Below are 21,164 nucleotides of genomic sequence, written 5' to 3'. Positions count from 1 at the left end.
ACAACACTTCACTCAACTAAAGGAGAATTGACATTGGAAACAAGCAAACTAAAACGTGAGCTGTCGACCCGGCAACTCACGATGATTTCGCTCGGGAGCGCCATCGGGACGGGCCTCTTTCTCGGAAGCGGTCTCGCCATCCAGACGGCGGGACCGAGCGTGCTCGTCAGCTACGCTGTCGGAGCGTTCATCGTCCTCTTACTCATGGGCTGTCTCGCTGAGATGACCGTGGCCCATCCGACTTCAGGTTCGTTCGGCACGATCGCCGAACGTTATGTGCATCCGCTTGCCGGCTTCTTAGTCCGTTATTCGTACTGGGTCGCCAACGTCCTCGCCATCGGGGTCGAGGTGAGTGCGATCGCCATCTATATGCGCTACTGGTTCCCGGATGTGAACGGGTTCGTCTGGGTCGCCTTGTTCGGCGGACTGCTCATCTATATTAACGCCCGACACGTCCACACGTTCGGCACGACCGAGTACTGGTTGTCATTTATCAAAGTAAGCGCCATTTTCTTGTTCATCATTCTCGGTTCGGCCGCGCTGTTCGGCCAACCTGGTTCCTCGATCGAGTCAATCACGACAGGGAACGAAGGCTTCTTCGCCTTCGGCTTTTACGGCATGTGGGTGACGATCTTCATCTCGCTCTTCAGCTTCCTCGGCACAGAGCTCGTCGCCGTCACCGCAGGCGAAGCGAAAGATCCGGACCGCGCCGTCCCGAAAGCGTTACGGGCGACCGTGTTCCGTTTGACGTTCTTTTATCTCGTCACGATCGCGATCATGCTCATGCTCATCCCATGGCAGCAGGCGGGGATCGACCAAAGCCCGTTCGTCCTCGTCATGCAACAGTTCGACGTGCCTGGCGCGGCCGGTATTTTGAACTTCGTCATCTTGATCGCCGCCCTTTCGGCGATGAATGCGCAGTTGTATGCCTCGACACGGATGATGTACTCACTCGCCGAGGCGGGTGACGCACCGCGTGTATTTAAAAAAGTTAGCCAGAACGGGATCCCGACGTACGCACTCTTCGTCTCGACGGGCGGGATCGTCCTCGCGGCACTCCTGCAGATCTTCATGGAGACGTCGTACCCGTTCCTCATGGGCATCTCGATGTTCGGCGCCATCTTCACATGGTTCATGGTGTTCGTCTCTCACTTGTTCTTCCGTAAGAAATGGACAGGACGCAAGCTCCCGGTCCGCATGATCGGGTACCCGGTCTTGCCGCTCCTCGGGGCCGTCTTGCTCCTTAGCTTGATGATCACGACATGGTTCACTGACTTCGATATTTTGCTCAAGTTCGGGATTCCGTGGTTAGTCGGATTGACGATCGTCTACTTCATCCGGGAACGCTTCCGGAAATCGGATGACCAAGCCGATGACATCGAACAGGCGAACTAAAAATCGCTCCTACCTTTACGCGGTAGGAGCGATTTTTGTCATGAAAACGAGCACCTATCGCGATCGACAGATGCTCGTGTGATTGAATTAGAAGAACTGACGTGGGTTGACCGTGTTCCCCGCGCTCGATGACGAGTACGAGTAGCTGCCTCTGTGAATCTCAAAGTGGAGGTGCGGGCCTGACGAGTTCCCTGTGTTTCCAAGTGTCCCGATGTTCGAACCTTGCGTCACACGCTGTCCGGCGCTGACTGACACCGAGTTCAAGTGGGCGTAAACCGTCGTCCACACTTGACCGTTGATGACGTGCGCGATCATGACGTGGTTTCCGTAAGCCCCACCCCATCCTGCGCGGATAACCGTACCTGTCGCTGACGCGCGGATTGGCGTGCCAACTGGTCCAGCGATATCGACTCCGTTATGGAACGTGTAGCCGAATTGACCGCTTGCCGGTCCCCATCCTTGAGAGAAACGTCCCGCTGCAGGCTGGATGAACATCGCACCAGATGGAGCTGGCGTCGACGCAGTCGGCGTGCTTGGCGCTGGTTTCGGTGCCGGAGCTGCTGGTTTTGGAGCTGGTGCAGCTGGCTTCGGTGCTGGCGCAGCCGGTTTTGGTGCCGGCGTCGAATTTTGTGTCGTTTGGTTTGAAGATGCTGACGACTGGGTACTATTATTACTGTTCTGCTTTTGCTGAGCTGCAGCTTGACGGGCTGCTTCTGCTCGCGCGGCTTCCTGACGTGCCGCTTCTTGACGGGCTGCTTCTTGACGGGCTGCTTCAGCTTTCGCTTCTTCAGCAAGACGTGCTTCTTCTGCCTTACGAGCCGCTTCTTGACGGGCTGCTTCTTCGGCACGACGGCGTGCTTCTTCTTCTTCACGGCGCTGCGCTTCGATTTCTGCTGCAATCGCTTCTTCTTGTGCGATCAATGTCGCTTCGATTTCTTGAAGGTCGAAGATTTGCGTCTCGAACTCGATGTTTTTCTCTTCAAGTTCTTTAATACGCGCCTCGCGCTCTTTCATCTTCTTCTCGAGGTCAGCTTGACGCGCTTCGAGCGCTTTCTGCTGTTCTAAAAGTGAGGCCCGTTGCTCTTTCAATGCGGCCTGTGCCTCTTGAAGAGATTGACGTGTCGCCTCGTAGTCGTTGAACAACTCTTGGTCGCTGCGTTGAATCGTTCCGGCCGTGATCATGCGTGTGATCAAGTCAGAGAAGTTTTTCGAACCGAAAATAAATTCTGCCCAGTTGATCGAGCCGCCACCGTTGATTTGCATCGTGGCCATCCGCTCGCGCATCATCGCTTCTTGAGCTTCCATTTTCTTTTGATAAGCTTTAATGTCCGCCTCAAGGTCTTCGATTTTCATCTCCGTACGCTTGATTTCTTGGCGCTTCGCGGCGACATCATAGATGATATCTTGGAGCTGGGCGTCCATTTTGTTGACTTCTTCTTGTACCTTCGAGATTTCTTGATTGTTCTCTTGGATTTTTGACGATGTGTTCGCTTGGTTATCTTTTACGTTTTTGCGTTGGTCTTGAACTTTTTTCTGCTGCTCTTGTTTCTCTTTGATTGTCGAGGCATCGGCCACCGAGTGTGATCCGAGGAGCAAGGCGCTGAGTGTCAGTGTCGAGACGGTGCGTTTCCAGTTGATCAATGCGGACATCCTTTCTATTTTGACGGCTATTTTATGACGTACGAATATGAAGGTCGTTTTGCTATGTAACAAAAACGATTAATTTTTCAGTTTCAACACGACTAATTATATCGAAGAATCGAATGTTTTCCTGTTAAAGTTATATTTCACTTTTGTTACGATAACAAAGTGGGTATGCCGTTGGTATGCCCACTTTCGCTTTATTTCAACTGTTTTTCTCATTTCTTATTTTCGAAATGTTTCTGTAATAGTAGTTGGAAATAGAAAAACATTTACCTTATGTTCAAAAAGTATTTATGCATTTTTCCTACATTTCACCATTTCCAGTAAACGTAAAAAAGGGCCAGTCGCTGTCTTTGTTATACACAAAGACGACGACTGGCCGAGTGGTTCGTTGTGGTGTGAACACGAGGGGGCTCACACGTCTGATGATACAGACGAATTGTTAACCCTGTATGGACATTTCGTTACAATTTGAGCGCGCCGATGATGACGAACACCCACGCCGCGATGAACAACACACCGCCGATCGGTGTGATGGCGCCTAGCTTCGTGATGCCAGTGAGTGCCATGACATACAAGCTGCCCGAGAAAAAGACGATTCCGGCCAACATGAGCCAACCCGCCGTGTTGAACTGGCTGATGCTCACTCTCATCAAGATGCTTGCTAATGCGATGATCCCGATGGCGTGAATCATGTGATACAACACACCCGTCTGCCAGTTCGCGAGCATGTTCGGTGTGACCTTCTCTTTCAACGCATGGGCGCCAAACGCCCCTAAGGCGACGCCGAGTGCCATCAAGGCCGCGCCGATGATCAATAACAATTTCATAACCGTTCCCCCTTATCTTACTTTACGTGCTGGTAAATTCCACTGTCGATAGTAGGATATCACTCGAAGCGTCGCGACGACAATGAGCAACGCATAAACCGGCAGTCCGCCTTCCAGCTGGAAGTAGTATGTGACGACGGCAATGATGATCGCCCAGATCGCATACACTTCCGATTGAAGAACGAGCGGCTTTCTTCCCGCGAGCAAATCACGGACGACCCCGCCCCCTACTCCCGTGAGAACCGCGGCCGCGATCGCCGCCGAGAGCGGCAAGTCGAGCTTGATGGCGACTTGCGCCCCTTGGAAAGCGAAGGCGACGAGTCCAATCGCATCGACGATGACCCCCCATCGTTCCCAGTGCGGCAAGACGACGCTCGGCAGCAGGAAGATGAGCAGGGCGACGAGAAAACAAAGGATGAATAAGTCATTTTGTTGCCAAATTAAACTGACGGGGTTGCCGAGCAAAACGTTTCGGATCGCACCGCCGCCGAACGCTGTCGTGAAGGCGAGCAGCCATACCCCAAAAATATCGTACTTTTCGTCCATCGCGATGATGGCACCACTCGCCGCGAACGCAACCGTCCCGACGACGTTGAGTAATTCCCATTCCATGAACATCCCTGGCCCTTTCTCCTAAGCATTGTATGGTACAGTAAAGATACAAAAAATCAGATCAGTCGAGCGACTGCTTGTAAAGGATGTCGGTACTTTTATGAAACGAATCGCTTTGTTCCGCATATGGATTATCGTCACAATGTTCGCCCGATTCATCATCAAAATTTACGCCTTCTCGCGCAAACAGCAGCAAGGTCTCGCCTCCCAAGAAGAGTATGAGGCACTCATGCTTCAGCTCGCCCGCGAGTACAAACGGAACGCCCTTCGCTTGGAAGGTCTTCTCATCAAACTCGGTCAATTTTTGTCGATTCGGGCCGACTTGTTACCACCGTCCGTGCTCAACGAATTGTCCGAACTCGTCGACCGCGTCCCGACGTCCGGTTGGGATAAGTCACGGGCCATTCTCGAGGCCGACTGGGGCGTCCCCTATACGCAAGTCGTCAAAGACGTCGATATCGAGGCCGTCGCCTCCGCCTCAATCGGCGAAGTGTACGGCGCGACGCTACTCGAAAACGGCAAGCGGGTCGCGTTGAAAATCCAACGTCCGGACATCGAAAAAATCATTCGAACCGACTTTAAGGCGATGCGCATCGTCACGACAATGCTCAAGCGGACTGCTCTCGCAAAATCGACCGACTTAGATAGCTTATATCGCCAAATGATTTTTGTCATCGGGGATGAATTAAATTTTCAGACCGAATTGAAAAACGCCCATTATTTCAAGGCGAAGTACGCTGACAACACGAATGTCTACATCCCGGATTACTACGATCACTTATGTACGAACCGCGTCCTCACGATGGATTGGGTCGACGCGCGCCGAATCACCGACCTCGCCTTCTTAAAAGAAAACAATATCGACCGCTCGGCCTTGGCCGAACGACTGTTTACGATGGCGGCCGAACAACTTCTGTTCGGCGGAAAGTTCCACGCCGACCCGCATCCCGGAAACGTTCAAATCCGCGCCGACGGGACGATCATCTTACTCGACTTCGGCATGGTCGGATCGACGACACCGCAAGATATGGCGACGATCCGGAAGATTTTGCAAGCGTTCATCTCACTCGACTACGACGGCGTCGTCGATGGGCTCGAGGATTTACGCTTCCTCTTGCCGACAGCGAACAAGCATAACATCCGGCAAGCGCTCGAAAAGGCCGTCACTTTTTACTTAGAGACCGACATTGAAACGGTCGATACGAAGTTGATCGAGAAAGTGTTGCAAGATATCCAGCTTCTCGTCAAAAATGAGCCGATTCAACTTCCGGCCGAGTTCGCGTTCTTCGGCCGGGCCGCCTCGACACTGCTCGGCATCCTGCAAATTTTGGACTCGAAAATCGATTTGTTCACGCTCGGGAAGCCGATCGTCATCCAATGGCTCGAAGCGGACGGGACGACGATTCAAAACCGCTACGTCATGACGGCGCTCAATTACGGCAAAAAGTTATTGAACGTCCCGCCACTGCTCGACAACTATTTGAAAGAACCGACGCGTAAGCGCCTGTCCGAACAAGCGATGTTCCAGCGCCAACTCGAATCAAAAGAACTGCTCCATCGCCAGACGTTCAACTCGGGCGTCATCATCCTCGGCTTGCTCGTCGGACTGTTCGGCTATGTCCGTCCAGATGAGTGGCTGTTCTGGTCAGGTGGGGTCGTCGCTGTCCTCGCCTACTTCAACGCAAGACGCCTCGGCCGCAAAATCCGCCACTTGGCCCGGCAAGATTTCCGCGTCTGACCGTCCCGTCACTCTTTCGAGTGACGGTTTTTTTGTATGAGCCATTGTAAAATTGTGTATGTTTTTTGAAATCGGGTACTTTCTTAAATGTGCACCCAGACGAAAGGGGAGAAAACGATGCGAGCTGAAAACAACTTCATCAACGGTGAATGGATCGAGACGGATGAGACGATTGAAGTACGGAATCCGGCGACCGGCAACATTATGGCCACGGTGACGAAAAGTGACGAGGACGAGGCCCGGCTTGCGGTCGACGCGGCTCACGCCGCGCTGACGGAATGGCAACAACGCACAGCCGAAGACCGGGGCGCCTTATTGCTTGAATGGCACCGCTTGATTGCCGAAGAGACGGACGCGATCGCCCGGACGATGGTCGAGGAGCAAGGAAAGCCATTGAAGGAAGCTGTCGGGGAGGTTCGCTATGCCAACGGGTTCATCGAATGGTACGCCGCTGAAGGCCGCCGTGTGTACGGGGAGACGATTCCCGCTTCGGCGACCAACAAGCGCATCTTCGCCATCAAACAACCGGTCGGCGTCGTCGCGGCGATCACGCCATGGAACTTCCCGGCCGCGATGATCACCCGGAAAGTCGCCCCCGCGCTCGCCGCCGGTTGCACCGTCATCATCAAACCGGCATCGGCCACTCCGCTCACGGCGATCGAACTCGTGAAGTTGGCGGAAAAAGCGGGCTTCCCCCCTGGCGTCATCAACCTCGTCACCGGTACCGCCTCGGACATCGTCAAAGTGTGGCAACATGATCCACGCGTCCGAAAATTGACGTTCACCGGATCGACAGAGGTCGGGAAAACGCTCATGCGCGGCGCCGCCGACACGATGAAAAAAATATCACTCGAGCTCGGTGGCCACGCCCCGCTCATCGTCACCGCCAAAGCCGATTTGGAGAAGGCCGTCCCGCAAGCGATCGCGACGAAATTCCGTAACGGCGGACAGACGTGCGTCTGTGCGAACCGCATCTACGTTGAACGCTCCATCGTTGACGAGTTTTCCGAGAAGTTCATTGAAGCCGTCGAGACGCTCCAAGTCGGCAACGGACTTGATGACGGCGTCGACATCGGCCCGCTCATCGACGATGACGGCGTCGATAAAGTTATGAAACATCTCGAGGACGCTCAAATCCGAGGGGGAGAGATCACCGGCGGCGAGCAACTTGACGGATTGTTCGTTCGTCCGGCTGTCGTCCGCTATGCGAACGAGGACATGCTGTGCATGAACGAGGAAACGTTCGGTCCGGTCGCACCGATCGCCTCGTTTGAAACACTTGAAGAAGTCATCGAACGAGCGAACGCGACGCCGTTCGGTCTCGCCGCCTACGTGTTCACCCAAGACATCAACGAGGCGCTCTATTTGGCCGAAGCACTCGAATACGGCATCGTCGGCGTCAACGACGGACTCCCTTCGACCCCGCAAGCCCCGTTCGGTGGATGGAAAGAGAGTGGCCTTGGACGCGAAGGCGGCCATCATGGCATCGAAGAGTTTTTAGAAGTGAAGTATATCTCGCTCGGACTATAAAAATGACCGGTTGAACATGCGTTCAACCGGTCATTTTTCACTGTTCGACCCATTCAATCAGATCGGCCGGGGTGGCGATCACATGATCCGCGAGCGCCCATTCCTCGTCATTGCCGAAACCGAATCCGGTCAAGACGACCGGGAAGTCGTGAGCCCGTGCCGCCTCGACGTCGGACTTGCGATCACCGACCATGACGTAGTCCGTGTCGCCGTGACGAAGTCGGTGCGCCGTCAAAATATCGGCTTTCTTTTCCCCACTCACCGATTCCAAACATTCCGGCGCGGTCATGAAGCGTCGGATCCCTTGCGAGTCGAGAATCAAATTCAAATAGTGGACGCCACAGTTGCTCGCCGTCGTCAACGTATGACCGTTCGTATGAAGTGTCTCGAGCATCTCATAAATCCCGTCGAACAAGACGTCTTGGCCTGCCATCGCTTGTTCAAGCGTCTCATGGCGCAATTTGCGGATTTGTCGAATCTCCTCGAGCGTCGCTTCCGGGATGACGTGTTCCCAAAACGCGTTACCTGCCAAACCGTATCCTGACCGGACAGCGTCCTCACTCGGTTTCGGTAAGTGCGGGAGTTGCTCTAGCGCCTTGTGAATCGCTTTCGTCATCGGGACCGTCGTGTCGACGAGCGTCCCGTCAATATCAAATAAAATGACTGCCATGTCGTGTACCCCTCTCTCTTTCCTATGTTCCTACCGTAGCAGAATCCCCATAAAAGCTAAAGTAGAAACGTCCTTCAAAAAAATTCGGCTGACCTGAATTGGTCAGCCGAATGATGATTGTTTTATCCGCGCCAGAAACTCATGCCGCCTTTTACAGAGTAAACGTCCGTGTAGCCTGCTTTTTGGAGCATAGCGGCAGCTCGCTGGCTGCGCATGCCGCTTTGACAGATCACATACACAGGGCGATCTTTATCTTTTGGATATTGGGCGCTCGCATTCCCGAATCCTGATAATGGAACGTTTTTCGCTTGTTTAATATGCCCGCCACGGTATTCTTGAGGCTCTCGGACGTCAAGCAGTTGAATGTTGCGCTCCTCGGCAATTTTCCGTTTCAACTCATCCGTCGAGACCGTCTTCACACTATTTCGTTTCGTCCACCAGAAATAAATCAAACCAATCACTACCGCCACAAATAAGAAATCAAGCATGTGTCCGCCTCCGTTATGCGTAAGTTTTATTAACCTTATTATACCCCCTATGGTATATAAGTCAATGCAGACGACTCAAAAAAGCCACGCCATCAGGCGCGGCTTAAAAATCGAGCAACGAATCGGTTTTCGGTTGATCGTCTTCTTCGAGCGGAATGCCGAGGAAAGCCGCCATTTGTCGATCTAGCGGCGGTTTTTCCGTTGCAGGTGCCACCGTCACGGGGGCGGTCGGTTGAACGGAAGGGCTCGATACCGGATCCGCGAGCAACAGTTCGCAGTAGCCCATCAACTTGGCGACGTGTCGTTTCTGCGTTTCTCCGCTCGACTGTTCGATTTGCGTCATCACGTGTTTCATCTGGGCGATGAGTTGTTGTTCTGTGATCATTCGTCCACATCCTTTACCCCATCATTGTGCAGGAAGTCGTCACCCCTCGCAAGCGTCACGTTTGTTTCTCGCGTTCGTCCAACCAAGATTGGAACGCCTCATGATCGAACCGTACTTGTGTCGCATAAAACTTAGCCCACCGTGAGAGTTGGCGAACGAAGAGCGCCCGCGCGTCCCCAATCGCCGCGGCGATGTGTTCACTCGCCTCATAGTCGAGGACGTTGGCGTCAGCGTCGGCCCGCGCATGCATTTTGGCCGTGATTTCCGCTTGAACTTTCAACGTCTCGATCAACGAGTCTTCATTTTTAATGTGTTTCGCTTTTACTTTCCGCTTGTACGGAGAACGTTGCCGCACGTAATAGGCGTTGCCATCGATCGTCAAGTAGCCGAGGTACGGGTCGCGGCTATGCACCATCGCCCGTTGCGCCGCGGTCACCCGTGCCCCTTGATGTGAAAGCCCGTCCTCGAACAGCGAGTGCGTCGGTAAGAAGAGCGACGGTACGGCCGACTGGGCTTGTTTCATCTCGAGAATGACGTCTTCATCATGCTCCGCGTCCGCCCCTTCAATCAAGATGTAATAACGTTCGAGGCCAATCGAGGCCGTCCCGCTCTCGAGCTTGATGGCGATATCTTTCACTTCATAGTGATCCGCATGGTGACGGTGTGTCTCCGATAATGAGGATAAATAGTCTGGCCAGGCACTCTTTATTTTCTCGCTCATGCTTGGACTGACAGGGATCAGGTCCTCACTCGTCGCGAAGTAACGTTCTTCGTCGCGCACCTCGGTCCGTTCCGCCATGAACGCGTCTTTCTTCTGCTCAGCTTTCTTGATCACTTTCCTGATCGCTTTCGACGTGTTCGCTTTCGTGAACTGGACGTCCTCGTCTTCCCCTTTCGCGTAACGGGCGATGGCGCGCGCATACGCTTCGGCGTACGTCTCGATTGCCTTCGTGGCGTCGAACCCCGACTCGGCGGCGAACAAGTTGACCGAGATTGCCATCCGCAGCACATCGAACAAATAAGAGCCGATATACGCCTCGTCGAAATCGTTCACGTCGTAAATGATCGTGCCGGCGCCGTCCTCGAACACGCCGAAGTTCTCGAAATGAAGGTCACCTTGAATGAACGTCGGATGTTTTTCGCCCGTATCGAACGCGAGCGGCACTTTCGCGAAATCGTAGTAAAACAAGTGTGAGCTGCCCCGGAAAAATGAGAACGGGCTCGCGCTCATCTTCTCGTACTTTTCCCGCCGCGCCTCCTCAGACAGATGACGGACCGACGTGTCGTAATAGTCGAGGACGGTCGCAATCGTTTCTCGGCGAATTTGTTGTTTGACCGAAGTGAACATCGAATTCTCCCCTTCACGCATCAAATAAGTGCTTGTACTCCCCGTAACCGGCTGACTCGAGCTCTTCTTTCGGAATGAAGCGCAAGGCGGCCGAATTGATGCAATAGCGTAAACCGCCGAGCTCTTTCGGACCATCATCGAACAGATGCCCGAGATGGCTATCGCCCCGCTTCGAGCGGACTTCCGTACGGACCATATGGTGCGACGTGTCCATATTCATATCGAGACGTTTTTCTTCGATCGGTCGGGCGAAGCTTGGCCAACCGCAATTGGACTGAAATTTGTCGCGTGACGTGAAGAGCGGTGTCCCGTCGATGATGTCGACGTACAATCCTTCCCGTTCTTCGTCCCAATATTCATTTTGAAACGGCGGTTCGGTCCCGTTCTCCTGCGTCACTTTATACTGCATCGGCGTGAGCCGTTCTTTCAACTCTTTCTGTTGTTTCTTGTCGCTCCATGCTTCTTTGACGAACTTGGCGCGACCCGAGCCGACCCGATACATCTCATAGCGGAACGGGTTCTTCTTGTAATAGTCTTGATGATAGTCTTCCGCCTCCCAAAACGTCTTCGCCGGACGGATCTCGACCTCGATCGGGCGGTCGAACCGGCCCGAGTCCTCGACACCTTGTTTGGAACGTTCGGCTGCGTCCCGTTGCTCTTCTGAATGGTAGAAGATGGCCGGGCGGTAGGATTCACCGCGGTCATTGAATTGTCCACCACCGTCTGTCGGGTCGATTTGACGCCAATAGATGTCTAACAGTTCCTCGTACGAAATGATATCGGGGTCGTATGTGACCTCGATGGCCTCTAAATGACCCGTCGTCTCAGAACAGACTTGCTGATACGTCGGATTATCGACATGTCCCCCGGTGTAACCCGAGATGACGTGTTCGACCCCTTCGTATTTATGAAACGGTTTGACCATGCACCAAAAACAGCCTCCCGCGAACGTAGCTTTTGCCATGTTGAATCCCTCCTTACTATGTAGTGTACCCAAAAAAATGGAGCGACAACAAAAAACGAGAACCACGAACGTGTTCTCGCCTTCAGTCTTCGACTCGGTTCATATGCCGCATCACTAAAAATAAAATCACACCGACAATCCCGGCGCCAAGTACGGTCAACGCCAGGTTGCCGCGTGCCGATAAAGTATAAAAGATTGCTAGCCCGATCAAAATGAGCGCGATCGGAATGAACGCTCGTTTAAAGTGATCCCAATAACGCACGGACAGTCCCCCTTTTTTATCTATCATACCAAACATTTTTGATATGATAGAGGGGAAGCTCGATTTAACATTTCAAAGGAGGCGGCAATATGAACGTAGACACATTATGGGCGAATCGCCCGACGCTCGTTTGGGAAGACCGATTGAATGAAGGGGATGACGTCTATACGTTGTCCGCGATCCTTGCCGTCGATGCCGCCCTTAAACGCTATATAACCGTATTGACGCGTTCGGACGGTTCAGAGGACTCGGTATTGGCCGCTGTTCGCGACCTCGTTTTGCGCTTGAACGAATTGGACGAGGAGCACGACTATTTCATCGAGACGTTAGAGCGAGAAGAGCTGTACGAGTTTATCGTGGCCGGAGCAGCGCTCGTCGGGTATGAGACGGACGAGGACATAACCGAAGAGTGGCGTGAGTGGTGAGCAGGTTCGTCCCAATCGAACGAAGCCAGCTCCATCTGCCTATGATAAAATAAAGTAATCATTTCCATTTCACGCAGGGGGACTATGTTCATGCTCACCATCATCAATTCATTCTTCATCGACTTATGCATTCTCTTCACGCTGTTCACCATCTCCTTTCTGCCGTATCGCAACCGGCCCCGCCTGACTCCGAAGTCCCCGCTTAAAAGCCGGGTGCTACTTGGTGTTCAGAGCGGGCTCGTCGCCTTGATATTGCTCGCGAACGCCCTTCATCTCGAAGGTGTGCTCATCGATTTGCGGGCAATCCCAATCTCGCTCGCCGTCTTGTTCGGCGGCTGGGTCAGCGGGGTGGTCGCCGGGAGCTTATTTTTGATCGGACGCTTTTTCATGATCACCGACGGCGAGTTCGTCGGTTTTTACTTGGCGGTGTTGACGATGGTCGCGCTCGTCCTTCCGACGAGCCTGTTGCGCTTCAAGCTCGATAACACCCGGAACACGTTGCTCATCTTTACAACGATCAGCGTCGCCGTATTTGGATCGGCGCTTTACTACGCACTGCCGCTCGAACTGTTTTATCCGATCCTGCTCGTCTACATCGTGATGGCGTACGTCGGGGCGTGCGCCGCCTACCGTCTGCTCCATGAGTTGCGCCGCCACTTCGAGAACGTCCAGCATCAGCAACAGCTCGCCCGCACCGATGCGTTGACCGGGATCGCCAACCGCCGGCTCTTGAACGAAGCGATGGCGAACTTGACGGTCGAGGCGGAAGAATATGCGCTCATTCTCGTCGATATCGACCATTTCAAGCGCGTCAATGATACGTATGGACACGATGTCGGGGACGACGTGTTACGCGAGCTCGGGATGCTTCTTGTTGCCGAGAGTCGCGAAGACCACCTCGTCGGCCGCTTCGGTGGGGAAGAATTTTTAATCATCATGCCGAACGCTCAAAAAGTCGAGGTGTCCCGCCTCGCCGAATCTATACGAGAAAAAGTCTCGACGTTCCCGTTCGAGACGAGTGCCGGCACACTTCACATCACCGTCTCGCTTGGTGCTTGCCATTCGAACGATATCGAGGTCGACAGTGTGTTGAAACATGCGGATGAAGCGTTATACCACGCAAAAGAATCAGGACGCAATCGCTTCATATTGGCTTCATAAAGCCAATGAACGTTCGTAAAGGTTTAACACGTTTGTCAGTTTTCCTGCTTTACTTTCTCTGGTCGAATCGGTACACTAGGCTAGACTTTGGTTCGTAAGACTTTTGTAATCATTGATTTGACTAGAAAAAGGGGAAACACATTTCATGGCAGTATTGTTATCATTATTCGGATTGATGTTCGTGGGATCGTTCGTCCTCGACTATCAACGTGGTAAGACGTTCCGCCAATCGCTCTTTGGGGGAGTCGATACATTAAAACGGAACTTATTCATCTTTTTACGCACCTCGATTTCGATGACGATTTTCATCGGACCGCTTCTCCTCCTTTCAATGCTCGCCTTCCCGCGTCTCATCGGATTTGAAACGGTCGCCGCTTTCATGATCGCCGTCTTGAGCATCGGTTTCGCTGAACGCATCATCGGGATGATCGTCGCCCCGCTCGTGCGAACGTTTTGGCACCAGCGCGGAAAGTTAATGCCGCTCTATCTCGATGCGACACTATATATCTTCTTGCTATCGATTCTCGTCTTAGAGTTTCTCATGAACATTCCAGGCGTCAACATCGCCTCTCCGGTCATGGCTGTATTTTATGCTTTCTCGTTATTCTATATTCGATACTTGTTCAGCCTGCTCCGCTTTACATTAAGTAAAGGCGTACCATCTAGCTAATTCAATTCGTGTGACTGCGGCCCGTACCGGCCGCAGTTTTTCTTTCGATTTTCAATTGACAATGATAATCGTTATCATTTATACTCAACGTGTAGCTCCCAAAAGCTTGACGCGCTCGTTCCCCAAACGCATGCGTCACGTGGATTCCCCTCCACGACACTCTTTTTGAAAGCAATGCGACAACCCCCATTTGTTGCACCCAGATTTGCCATAAAAAAAACGAGCGGCTCTCCGACGGAGCCGCTCGTTTTTCATTTAGGCGAACACATCTTGCTCGATTTGCTTCAAGGCATAGAACGTGCCACGGCTTCGCATCAAGTCCTCGTACGAACCGACCTCGATGACACGGCCAGCTTCCATGACGATGATTTGATCGAACGCCTCGAGGCCGTTCAGACGGTGACTGACCATGATGAGCGTCGACGCCTGTGCCGTGTCGAACATCGCGGCGTACACATCCGCCTCGGTCCGCGCATCGAGCGCCGAGGTCGCCTCGTCGAGAAGCCAGAGCGAGCCGTTTTTGAGCAGCGCCCGGGCGATGGCGAGTCGTTGACGTTCTCCGCCCGACAAGTTGGCCCCTTTCTCAAGCACCGGTTCATCGAGTGAGAAGTCGAGCCGGACGCTTCTGAGCGCTGCCGTCATCGCGTCGTCCGCATGTTCACCGGCCAGCGCCAAATTGTCGCGCACCGTCCCGAAGAAGAAGTGATTCTCTTGCAGGACGACGCTCGCGTGCTCCCAAACCGACGCCTGGGTGACATCGTCTAGGCGCGACTCGTCGATGAGGACGTTTCCTTCATCGGGGCGAATAAAAGCGAGGAGCAACTGTAAGAGCGTCGATTTCCCCGACCCGCTCGGTCCGACGATTGCCGTTTTCGTTCCGCTCGCGAACGTGGCGTCGACGTCGACGAGAACGTCACGGAACGTGTCCGGGTAGCGATAGCTCACGCCCTCGACTTTGAGCGCTGGCGCCGCCAGAAGCGAGATCGGATGTCGTGCGGCCTCTGCCGCCTCGATCGCCTCGCTCGGGGCGACGACCTCGAGCAATCGGTCAGCCGCTTGTTTGCTGTCCGCAAAATGACCCGGGAAGACGGCCATCGGTGTCGCATTCTCGAACGCCGTGAGCGACATCATGATGAGCATCGCCAGGAAGAGCCCGTCGAGATCTCCTCCGACGACGAGGTAAGCGCCGATGGCGAGCACTCCCCACGAGACGAGGAGAGATGCCCCGACGACGAGCGACGAGTTGAAGAACTGGTTCGTCACGTCTCGCCGCTGCACCGCAGCGTATCGATCACTTCGATCGAGTAAATCGTCTCGCGTGCGACTGAGTTGATCATGCAGCAACAAGTCTCGATAACCGTACATCATCTCCGTCATCCCGCTCGACAAGTCACCGCGCAACGCCCGAATCTCTTGGTCGTGTTTGGCGCGGATCCCGGCGAACAACACCGGAATCAAAAATCCGGTCACGAACACGCCAAACAAGATCCAAAGGCTGACGAACAATGAGAAGTACGTGACGAAAAAGATCGTGCTCATGAAGACGAGCACTAAGATGATAGGTGGATAGAACACGCGCAGAAAGTAATTCTGTAAACTTTCGACGTCCCCGACGACACGCGCGAGCAAATCCCCGCTCCGGTACTTCGCAAAGATGTTCGGGACGAGCGGTTCGAGCTGTCGATAAAACCGAACGCGAAGTTCGCTCAAAATCGTGAACGTCGCCCGGTGCGACGCGAGGCGTTCTTGGTACCTCGCGCTTGCCCGGATGACGCCGAACAATTTGATCAAGACGACCGGGATCATGAGCGCATAGAGCGGCGGCACGAGCCCGGCCCGTGAGACGAGATACCCGCTCGCCGCGAACAACGCGACGGCGGCAATCCCGGCCACGTAACCGAAGAAGACCGAGAGGACGATATCCTTCTTCTCTTTCATCATCCATTTGGTGATTGTCCAAAGTGAACTCATCCGCTCACTCCTTTCTGCAGTGCGAACAAGTCGGCGTAGGCCGGCACATCGAGCATCTGTTCATGCGTCCCACGCGCGACGAGCTCGCCTTCTTCCATGAACCAAATCGCATCAGCCTGCTTGATCGTGTGCAGGCGGTGCGCGACGGTGACGAGCGTCGCGTCACGTGACAATTCCTCAATCGACCGCCGGACAATCCGTTCGGTCATCAAATCGAGCCCTGTCGTCGGTTCATCGAACAAGATGATGCCCGGCCGCTTCAAGAAGGCGCGGGCGAGAGCGAGTCGTTGCCGTTCGCCGCCTGAGAGTCCGTAACCGCCTTCCCCGAGCTCGGTATCGAGCCCGTCCGGCAAGTGATCGATGACGTCGGTGAGCCCCGCCGCTTCCGCCGCCCGCAGAATGGCCGCCTCGTCGGCCGTTTCGCCGAGCGCGATGTTGTCAGCGAGCGTCCCGGCGAACAAGTAAGGGTTTTGTGAGATGTATCCGACCGTTCCGTACCAAGACGTATCCGTGTACGTCTGGAGCGGCTGGCCGTCCACAAGAACTCGCCCGGCGTCCGGATTGACGAGTCCGGACAAGACGTTCAAGACGGTCGTCTTCCCTGACCCGCTCGCTCCGACCAACGCGACGTGGGAGCGAGCCGGGATGTTGCCGCTGAGCGGATGGAGCGTAAAGCGCCCGCCTTCATATTGGAACGAGACGCCATCGAGGGCGAGCTCCGGGGTGCGGTTCGACAATACACGGTCGCCCCATGTGATGCGTTCCTCAGGAGCATCGAGCGCCTCGAAAATCCGGTCGGCCGCGCCCATGCTGCCGCGACCGGTATGGAACGCCCCGCCTAAATCTTTAATGGCAAGGTAATATTCAGGTGCCAACACGAGAATCAAGAACCCTGCGAAAAACGTCAAGTTTTGCCAGACGACCATCTGAAGCGCGACTTCAAGCGCGACGACGCCGGTGCTGAGCATCGAGATAAACTCGAGCATGAGTCCGGACAAGAAAGCGGTCTTCAAGACGACCATCGTCGCATCCCGAAAATCAAGGCTGCTCTTCTCGATGGCTTCGGCTTCCCGTTCGGTCCGCCCGTAGAGCTTAAGCGTCGTCAAGCCTTGCAAGACGTCCAAAAACTTACCCGAGAACTGATTCATCTTCTCCATCTGTTGTTCAGACTTTTTTTGGGTCGCAATCCCGATGATGATGAAGAAAATCGGGATGAACGGTGCCGTCACCATCATGATGACGCCTGAGATCCAATGTTGGCTGAAGACGACGATGAGGATGAGGAGCGGGATGATCGACGTTTGGATGACTTGCGGCCAGTATTGACTGAAATAAGCATCGACTTCATCGACCGCATCCATGTAGACGCTCACTTTTTTCCCGGACTGACCAGACAGCGAGGTCTCGATCGGATTCGACGTGTAGCGGTCGAGCAACTGGCGCCTTAGCGTCCGCTTCGCCTTCTCCGCCAGACTCGCCCCGATTCGGCCCGAGACGTAACCGAACATCGCCCGCACGAGCAGGGCGAGGACGAGCCATCCGAGCGCTGGGAGGACACTTTCAAATGATTCATTTTTTAAGAAAACTCGATCGACGACATCGACGATCAAATATGCCTGGGCCAATATCGACAAGCCGATCATGACGGCCGCGATGACGAGCCCGACGATATGCCGTCTTTCGGCTAAAGCGAGAGCTTGCAGTCGTTTCACTGCGTTCATCCTTTCTAACAATCCATAACATCATTTCTTTGTGATGATTCTCACTAATTATATCGTATGAATCGTTTCATAGCGAACGCTTCGCTTAACGGGACATGCAAAAAAACACCGTCCTTTTAGAACGGTGTCAATGGCTCGCTTGCTCGAAGTATTCAGGATGTTCGGTGACGAGTTGACGAGCCTCCACTTGAAGGATGTCTTCTTTTCGGAGCCGAGACAAGATGTTCGAGACCGTCTCCCGTGACGTCCCTGAGATGCGTGACAGCTCGACCGTCGTGAACGGACAACGGACCCGGACCCCGTCGGCATCGCGTTCCCCGAGGTCTTCGATCAAGTAATGGATCGTGTTCAACACCCGATCGGTCGCACTCGGCGTAATGATCTCTTGAACACGCCGTTCGTGCAGGTCAAGAATCCGGTTCATCTGTCCGACAATATGCAGGAGCATCGTCGCGTTTCTCGAGACGAGTTGTTCGAAACGGTCGGTCGGCATGTAGATGACCGAGATGTCGGTGAGCGCTTCCGCCGAGTGCCGATAATATGTCTCTGTGAACATGCCGCTGTATGGGAACAGTTGCTTCGGTTTCAAATAGTCTGCATATTGATAAGTCGCCGCTTCATTTAACCGTTCGAGTTTGACGTAGCCGTCCATCAAAAAATAGACGCGCTCGCGTGGGTCACCTTCCATAAACAGAATCTGTCCTTTTCGATACGTGCGGCAGTAAACGTGCGGCAGGAGTGTCTCCAATTCGCGACTAGCACACTTTTGAAAGACATCGATTTGTCTCAAGTCGTCGATGGTCCATCGTTGTGACATCGTGCATCCCTCACTTCCTCAATCAGCTTCTTCTCTCTTAAGTATAACGGACCCCCCTTATGTAAACGCTTTCAAATTCCGACAGTTTTCTGACAAGAAAAAAGAGGGGAAATCCCCCTCTTCAATCTAGCATCAGTTCCATGATCGCATCTTGAAGATCTCGCTCGAGCTCCAGCGCGTGCAAATCGAACAACCACGCCTCGAGTCGCGTCTTCGCCGTCGCCATCCGGTAAAGTCGGTCTTTCAAGTCATACGAGATTTCAGCGCGGTCGAGGAAGCGATAGAGCCGGTCGAGTCGATGGTCGTTCGTCGTCAGTTCGACCGGCAGCTCCACCGTCATTTCCGCCTCGATCGTCCCGAGTTCGATTCGGAGCGTCTGTGTCTCTTGCTTGTATTCACCGTTCCCGGTCACCCCACGAACGAGTAACGTGATGTCGCGCTGTGACGGCAGCACCGTTCGGTCACCCGACACCTCGATGTGAAGGCTTCTTGCCTCCCAATCGAGGGTGAACGTCGTCTCTGCGAAAGCCCCGGTCTCATACGCCCGGTCCGTTCCGTTATCTTCATACAATGTGAACGTGTTCGAGGCGCCCGGGAAGATGACGACTTCGAGCGCTTCTGGATTGTCCGTGTCGTTACGTCCCGAGTGGTGCCTCGCCATCGGGATGATGGCCCCGGCTTTCGCGAATACGGCCTGTTCATCGAGACCGCGGAACACCCGCAACGACTTGTCGCCGCCATAACGATGCCCCGTGAAGAAGTCGAACCAGTCGCCGCGCGGCAACCAAACGTTCGTCGCGGCGACGTGAAGGCGTTCGTTCATCGGTTCGACGATCGGCGAGACGATCAACTCGCTGCCGAAGTAGTACTCGTTCGGCACATCATAGGCTGCCTCCTCGTCAGGATGATCGTAATACATCGGCAAGATGAGCGGGGTCGCCTCTATATGATTGCGCCAGTTCATCGTATATAAATACGGGAGGAGCTGATGACGCAGGCGCAAGAACGATTTAATCGAACGTTCGGCCTCTAAGCCGAACCGCCAAGGCTCTTTGCCGTTGAAGATGCTAAACGTCGAGTGAAGACGCATGATCGGGCTGAACACACCGAAGGCGACCCAGCGGGCAGCGAGCTCGTCGTCTTTCGCACCGCGGTAGTGACCTCCGATGTCATGACTCCACCACCCATATCCGATGTTGGCCGCCGTCGCCGTGAAATACGGTTGGAACGCGAGCGACGCCCATGAGATGAGTGTATCCCCCGAGAAGCCGATCGGGTAACGGTGGCTCCCCGGTCCGGCATAACGAGAGAAGATGAGCGGGCGATTGCCGTCGCGGGCGATGTCGACCGCGTGGTAGTGGTTGAGCATCCAGAGCGGATCGAGCCCTTCCATCTTCGACGTCGACCCTTGTTGCCAGTCGATCCACCAAAAATCAACGCCGTCCGCCTCGTGAGGGTTATGCATCTGTTCAAAGTACGCCTGGATAAAACGTTTGTCAGAGAAGTCAAACGGGATCCGGTCGCCCGTCGCCGGGTCGACCCCCATCGCCTCGGCCATCGCCGCGTACTGGTCTTCAAAAGCACGCACCCCGTCAGCCGGATGTAAATTCAACGTGACGAGAAGGCCTTCTTCTTTTAGCCACGTCAAGAAGCCTTTCGGGTCCGGGAACAAGTTTTTATTCCAAGAATATCCGGTCCACCCACTCCCGTACTCCTCTGGGACGTCCGTGACGTGCCAATCCATGTCGATGACACTGACCGAGAACGGGATGTCCTCGGTTTTGAAGCGGCGCATGAGCGCCTTATACTCCGTCTCATCGTATCGCCAATAGCGGCTCCACCAGTTGCCGAGTGCTTTACGGGGAAGAAGTGGCGTCGGGCCGGTCAACTGATAAAAATCGCGAAGTGCTCGACGATACTCGTGTCCGTAGCCGAAGTAATATAAATCATGGATTCCTTTTCGCCTCGGTTCGACGAAGCGATCGTCCGTCATGATGAACGAACTCGAATCATCGATGACCGCGTAGCCTTGCTTTGATACGACCCCTTCCCCGAGTTCGGTCGCGCCGTCGACATGGTCGAGCGTACGGGCCGTCCCTTTCAGCGTCCGCTCCGGACCTTGGAACGTGTAGCGGCTGTAATACGTGCTGAAGTTTCCTTTCACGTCGACATACAGCGTGTTCGGAGCGAAATGTCCTTTCGTATAGTACAAATGGACGTGTTCGGTGATGATTTGGAGCTCATGGTCGTCTTCGACGACACGAAATTCTGGCACCTCGAAGTCACGATTCCAGACGACTTGGGTCGGTCGATCTTCAAACACACCATCCTCGGCGTACTCCATCCGAATCAATTGACTCGTGAGCACGGTGAAGCGATAACAACTTCCTTGGACGATGGCACGTTCGTCTGCCTGCGGTTTCATTTGCTTCGTATAAACGTTCTCTTGTTCAAATAGGCGCATAAAATTGAGCGTCGCCGCTCTTCGTCACTTCCTTCCCAATATAGTGCAACCGTTTACACCAATGATGAT

General features: G+C 54.1%; 19 protein-coding genes. 6 read left to right on the top strand and 13 right to left on the bottom strand.

Annotated elements, in window-relative coordinates; genetic code table 11:
- Positions 1 to 27 precede the first annotated feature (27 nt).
- Positions 28 to 1,395 carry an amino acid permease gene (locus P398_RS0104245; RefSeq protein ID WP_029334162.1) on the top strand — a complete coding sequence of 456 codons (1,368 nt, stop codon included), beginning with the start codon at positions 28 to 30 and terminating at the stop codon, positions 1,393 to 1,395.
- An 87-nt stretch (positions 1,396 to 1,482) separates the two neighbouring features.
- Here P398_RS0104245 and P398_RS0104240 read toward each other — a convergent pair whose 3' ends face one another.
- The 3 genes from P398_RS0104240 to P398_RS0104230 all read right to left on the bottom strand — a co-directional run bounded on the left by P398_RS0104240 (position 1,483) and on the right by P398_RS0104230 (position 4,487).
- Entirely contained in the window at positions 1,483 to 3,045 is a 1,563-nt protein-coding gene (locus P398_RS0104240; RefSeq protein WP_029334161.1) for a murein hydrolase activator EnvC family protein, read from the bottom strand.
- Positions 3,046 to 3,503: 458 nt separating this feature from the next.
- A complete protein-coding gene (locus P398_RS0104235; protein ID WP_024371199.1) occupies positions 3,504 to 3,869 on the bottom strand; it encodes a DUF423 domain-containing protein in 366 nt (121 codons plus the stop codon).
- A gap of 12 nt (positions 3,870 to 3,881) precedes the next feature.
- Positions 3,882 to 4,487 carry a trimeric intracellular cation channel family protein gene (locus P398_RS0104230; protein WP_034798881.1) on the bottom strand — a complete coding sequence of 202 codons (606 nt, stop codon included), beginning with the start codon at positions 4,485 to 4,487 and terminating at the stop codon, positions 3,882 to 3,884.
- A gap of 94 nt (positions 4,488 to 4,581) precedes the next feature.
- Between P398_RS0104230 and P398_RS0104225 the strand changes: the two genes are divergently transcribed.
- Together P398_RS0104225 and P398_RS0104220 are read left to right on the top strand one after the other, a co-directional pair.
- The gene (locus P398_RS0104225; protein WP_029334159.1) at positions 4,582 to 6,219 is read left to right on the top strand and encodes an ABC1 kinase family protein; all 1,638 of its coding nucleotides are present in this window, start codon (positions 4,582 to 4,584) and stop codon (positions 6,217 to 6,219) included.
- A gap of 117 nt (positions 6,220 to 6,336) precedes the next feature.
- On the top strand, positions 6,337 to 7,749 hold the full coding sequence (locus tag P398_RS0104220; protein WP_029334158.1) for an NAD-dependent succinate-semialdehyde dehydrogenase: 1,413 nt from the start codon (positions 6,337 to 6,339) through the stop codon (positions 7,747 to 7,749).
- A 37-nt stretch (positions 7,750 to 7,786) separates the two neighbouring features.
- Here the strand turns inward: P398_RS0104220 and P398_RS0104215 are convergent, their stop codons facing one another.
- From P398_RS0104215 to P398_RS0104190, 6 genes are all read right to left on the bottom strand, one after another.
- A complete protein-coding gene (locus P398_RS0104215) occupies positions 7,787 to 8,419 on the bottom strand; it encodes an HAD family hydrolase (RefSeq protein WP_024371203.1) in 633 nt (210 codons plus the stop codon).
- 122 nt (positions 8,420 to 8,541) lie between these two features.
- The gene (locus tag P398_RS0104210; protein ID WP_024371204.1) at positions 8,542 to 8,907 is read right to left on the bottom strand and encodes a rhodanese-like domain-containing protein; all 366 of its coding nucleotides are present in this window, start codon (positions 8,905 to 8,907) and stop codon (positions 8,542 to 8,544) included.
- A 103-nt stretch (positions 8,908 to 9,010) separates the two neighbouring features.
- Positions 9,011 to 9,292 (bottom strand): DUF5327 family protein, encoded by a 282-nt coding sequence (locus P398_RS0104205; protein ID WP_029334156.1) that lies wholly within the window; start codon positions 9,290 to 9,292, stop codon positions 9,011 to 9,013.
- Between the two features lie 55 nt (positions 9,293 to 9,347).
- Positions 9,348 to 10,640, bottom strand: a complete 1,293-nt coding sequence (locus tag P398_RS0104200) for a DUF2252 domain-containing protein (protein ID WP_029334155.1) — start codon at positions 10,638 to 10,640, stop codon at positions 9,348 to 9,350.
- Positions 10,641 to 10,653: 13 nt separating this feature from the next.
- Positions 10,654 to 11,604: a peptide-methionine (S)-S-oxide reductase MsrA gene (gene msrA, locus P398_RS0104195; RefSeq protein WP_024371207.1), complete on the bottom strand. Its 951-nt coding sequence runs from the start codon at positions 11,602 to 11,604 to the stop codon at positions 10,654 to 10,656.
- Positions 11,605 to 11,686: 82 nt separating this feature from the next.
- Positions 11,687 to 11,866, bottom strand: coding sequence for a hypothetical protein (locus tag P398_RS0104190; RefSeq protein ID WP_024371208.1), 180 nt, complete (start codon positions 11,864 to 11,866; stop codon positions 11,687 to 11,689).
- A gap of 89 nt (positions 11,867 to 11,955) precedes the next feature.
- Between P398_RS0104190 and P398_RS16935 the strand changes: the two genes are divergently transcribed.
- From P398_RS16935 to P398_RS0104175, 3 genes are all read left to right on the top strand, one after another.
- Entirely contained in the window at positions 11,956 to 12,291 is a 336-nt protein-coding gene (locus P398_RS16935; RefSeq protein ID WP_024371209.1) for a hypothetical protein, read from the top strand.
- 90 nt (positions 12,292 to 12,381) lie between these two features.
- Entirely contained in the window at positions 12,382 to 13,452 is a 1,071-nt protein-coding gene (locus P398_RS0104180; RefSeq protein WP_029334154.1) for a diguanylate cyclase, read from the top strand.
- A gap of 145 nt (positions 13,453 to 13,597) precedes the next feature.
- Positions 13,598 to 14,122: a hypothetical protein gene (locus P398_RS0104175; protein WP_051638860.1), complete on the top strand. Its 525-nt coding sequence runs from the start codon at positions 13,598 to 13,600 to the stop codon at positions 14,120 to 14,122.
- A gap of 255 nt (positions 14,123 to 14,377) precedes the next feature.
- Here P398_RS0104175 and cydC read toward each other — a convergent pair whose 3' ends face one another.
- From cydC to P398_RS0104155, 4 genes are all read right to left on the bottom strand, one after another.
- On the bottom strand, positions 14,378 to 16,093 hold the full coding sequence (cydC, locus tag P398_RS0104170) for a thiol reductant ABC exporter subunit CydC (RefSeq protein WP_029334152.1): 1,716 nt from the start codon (positions 16,091 to 16,093) through the stop codon (positions 14,378 to 14,380).
- Positions 16,090 to 17,814 (bottom strand): thiol reductant ABC exporter subunit CydD, encoded by a 1,725-nt coding sequence (cydD, locus tag P398_RS0104165; RefSeq protein WP_029334151.1) that lies wholly within the window; start codon positions 17,812 to 17,814, stop codon positions 16,090 to 16,092. Before cydD ends, cydC begins: the two co-directional genes overlap by 4 nt.
- Positions 17,815 to 17,941: 127 nt before the next feature.
- Entirely contained in the window at positions 17,942 to 18,631 is a 690-nt protein-coding gene (locus P398_RS0104160) for a Crp/Fnr family transcriptional regulator (RefSeq protein WP_029334150.1), read from the bottom strand.
- Positions 18,632 to 18,752: 121 nt separating this feature from the next.
- A complete protein-coding gene (locus P398_RS0104155; protein WP_029334149.1) occupies positions 18,753 to 21,095 on the bottom strand; it encodes a glycoside hydrolase family 31 protein in 2,343 nt (780 codons plus the stop codon).
- Between the last annotated feature and the right edge of the window lie 69 nt (positions 21,096 to 21,164).

The sequence above is a fragment of the Exiguobacterium aurantiacum DSM 6208 genome (assembly GCF_000702585.1).
In the GTDB taxonomy this organism is placed as follows: domain Bacteria; phylum Bacillota; class Bacilli; order Exiguobacteriales; family Exiguobacteriaceae; genus Exiguobacterium; species Exiguobacterium aurantiacum.
This window is presented reverse-complemented; position numbering and strand designations above follow the sequence as displayed.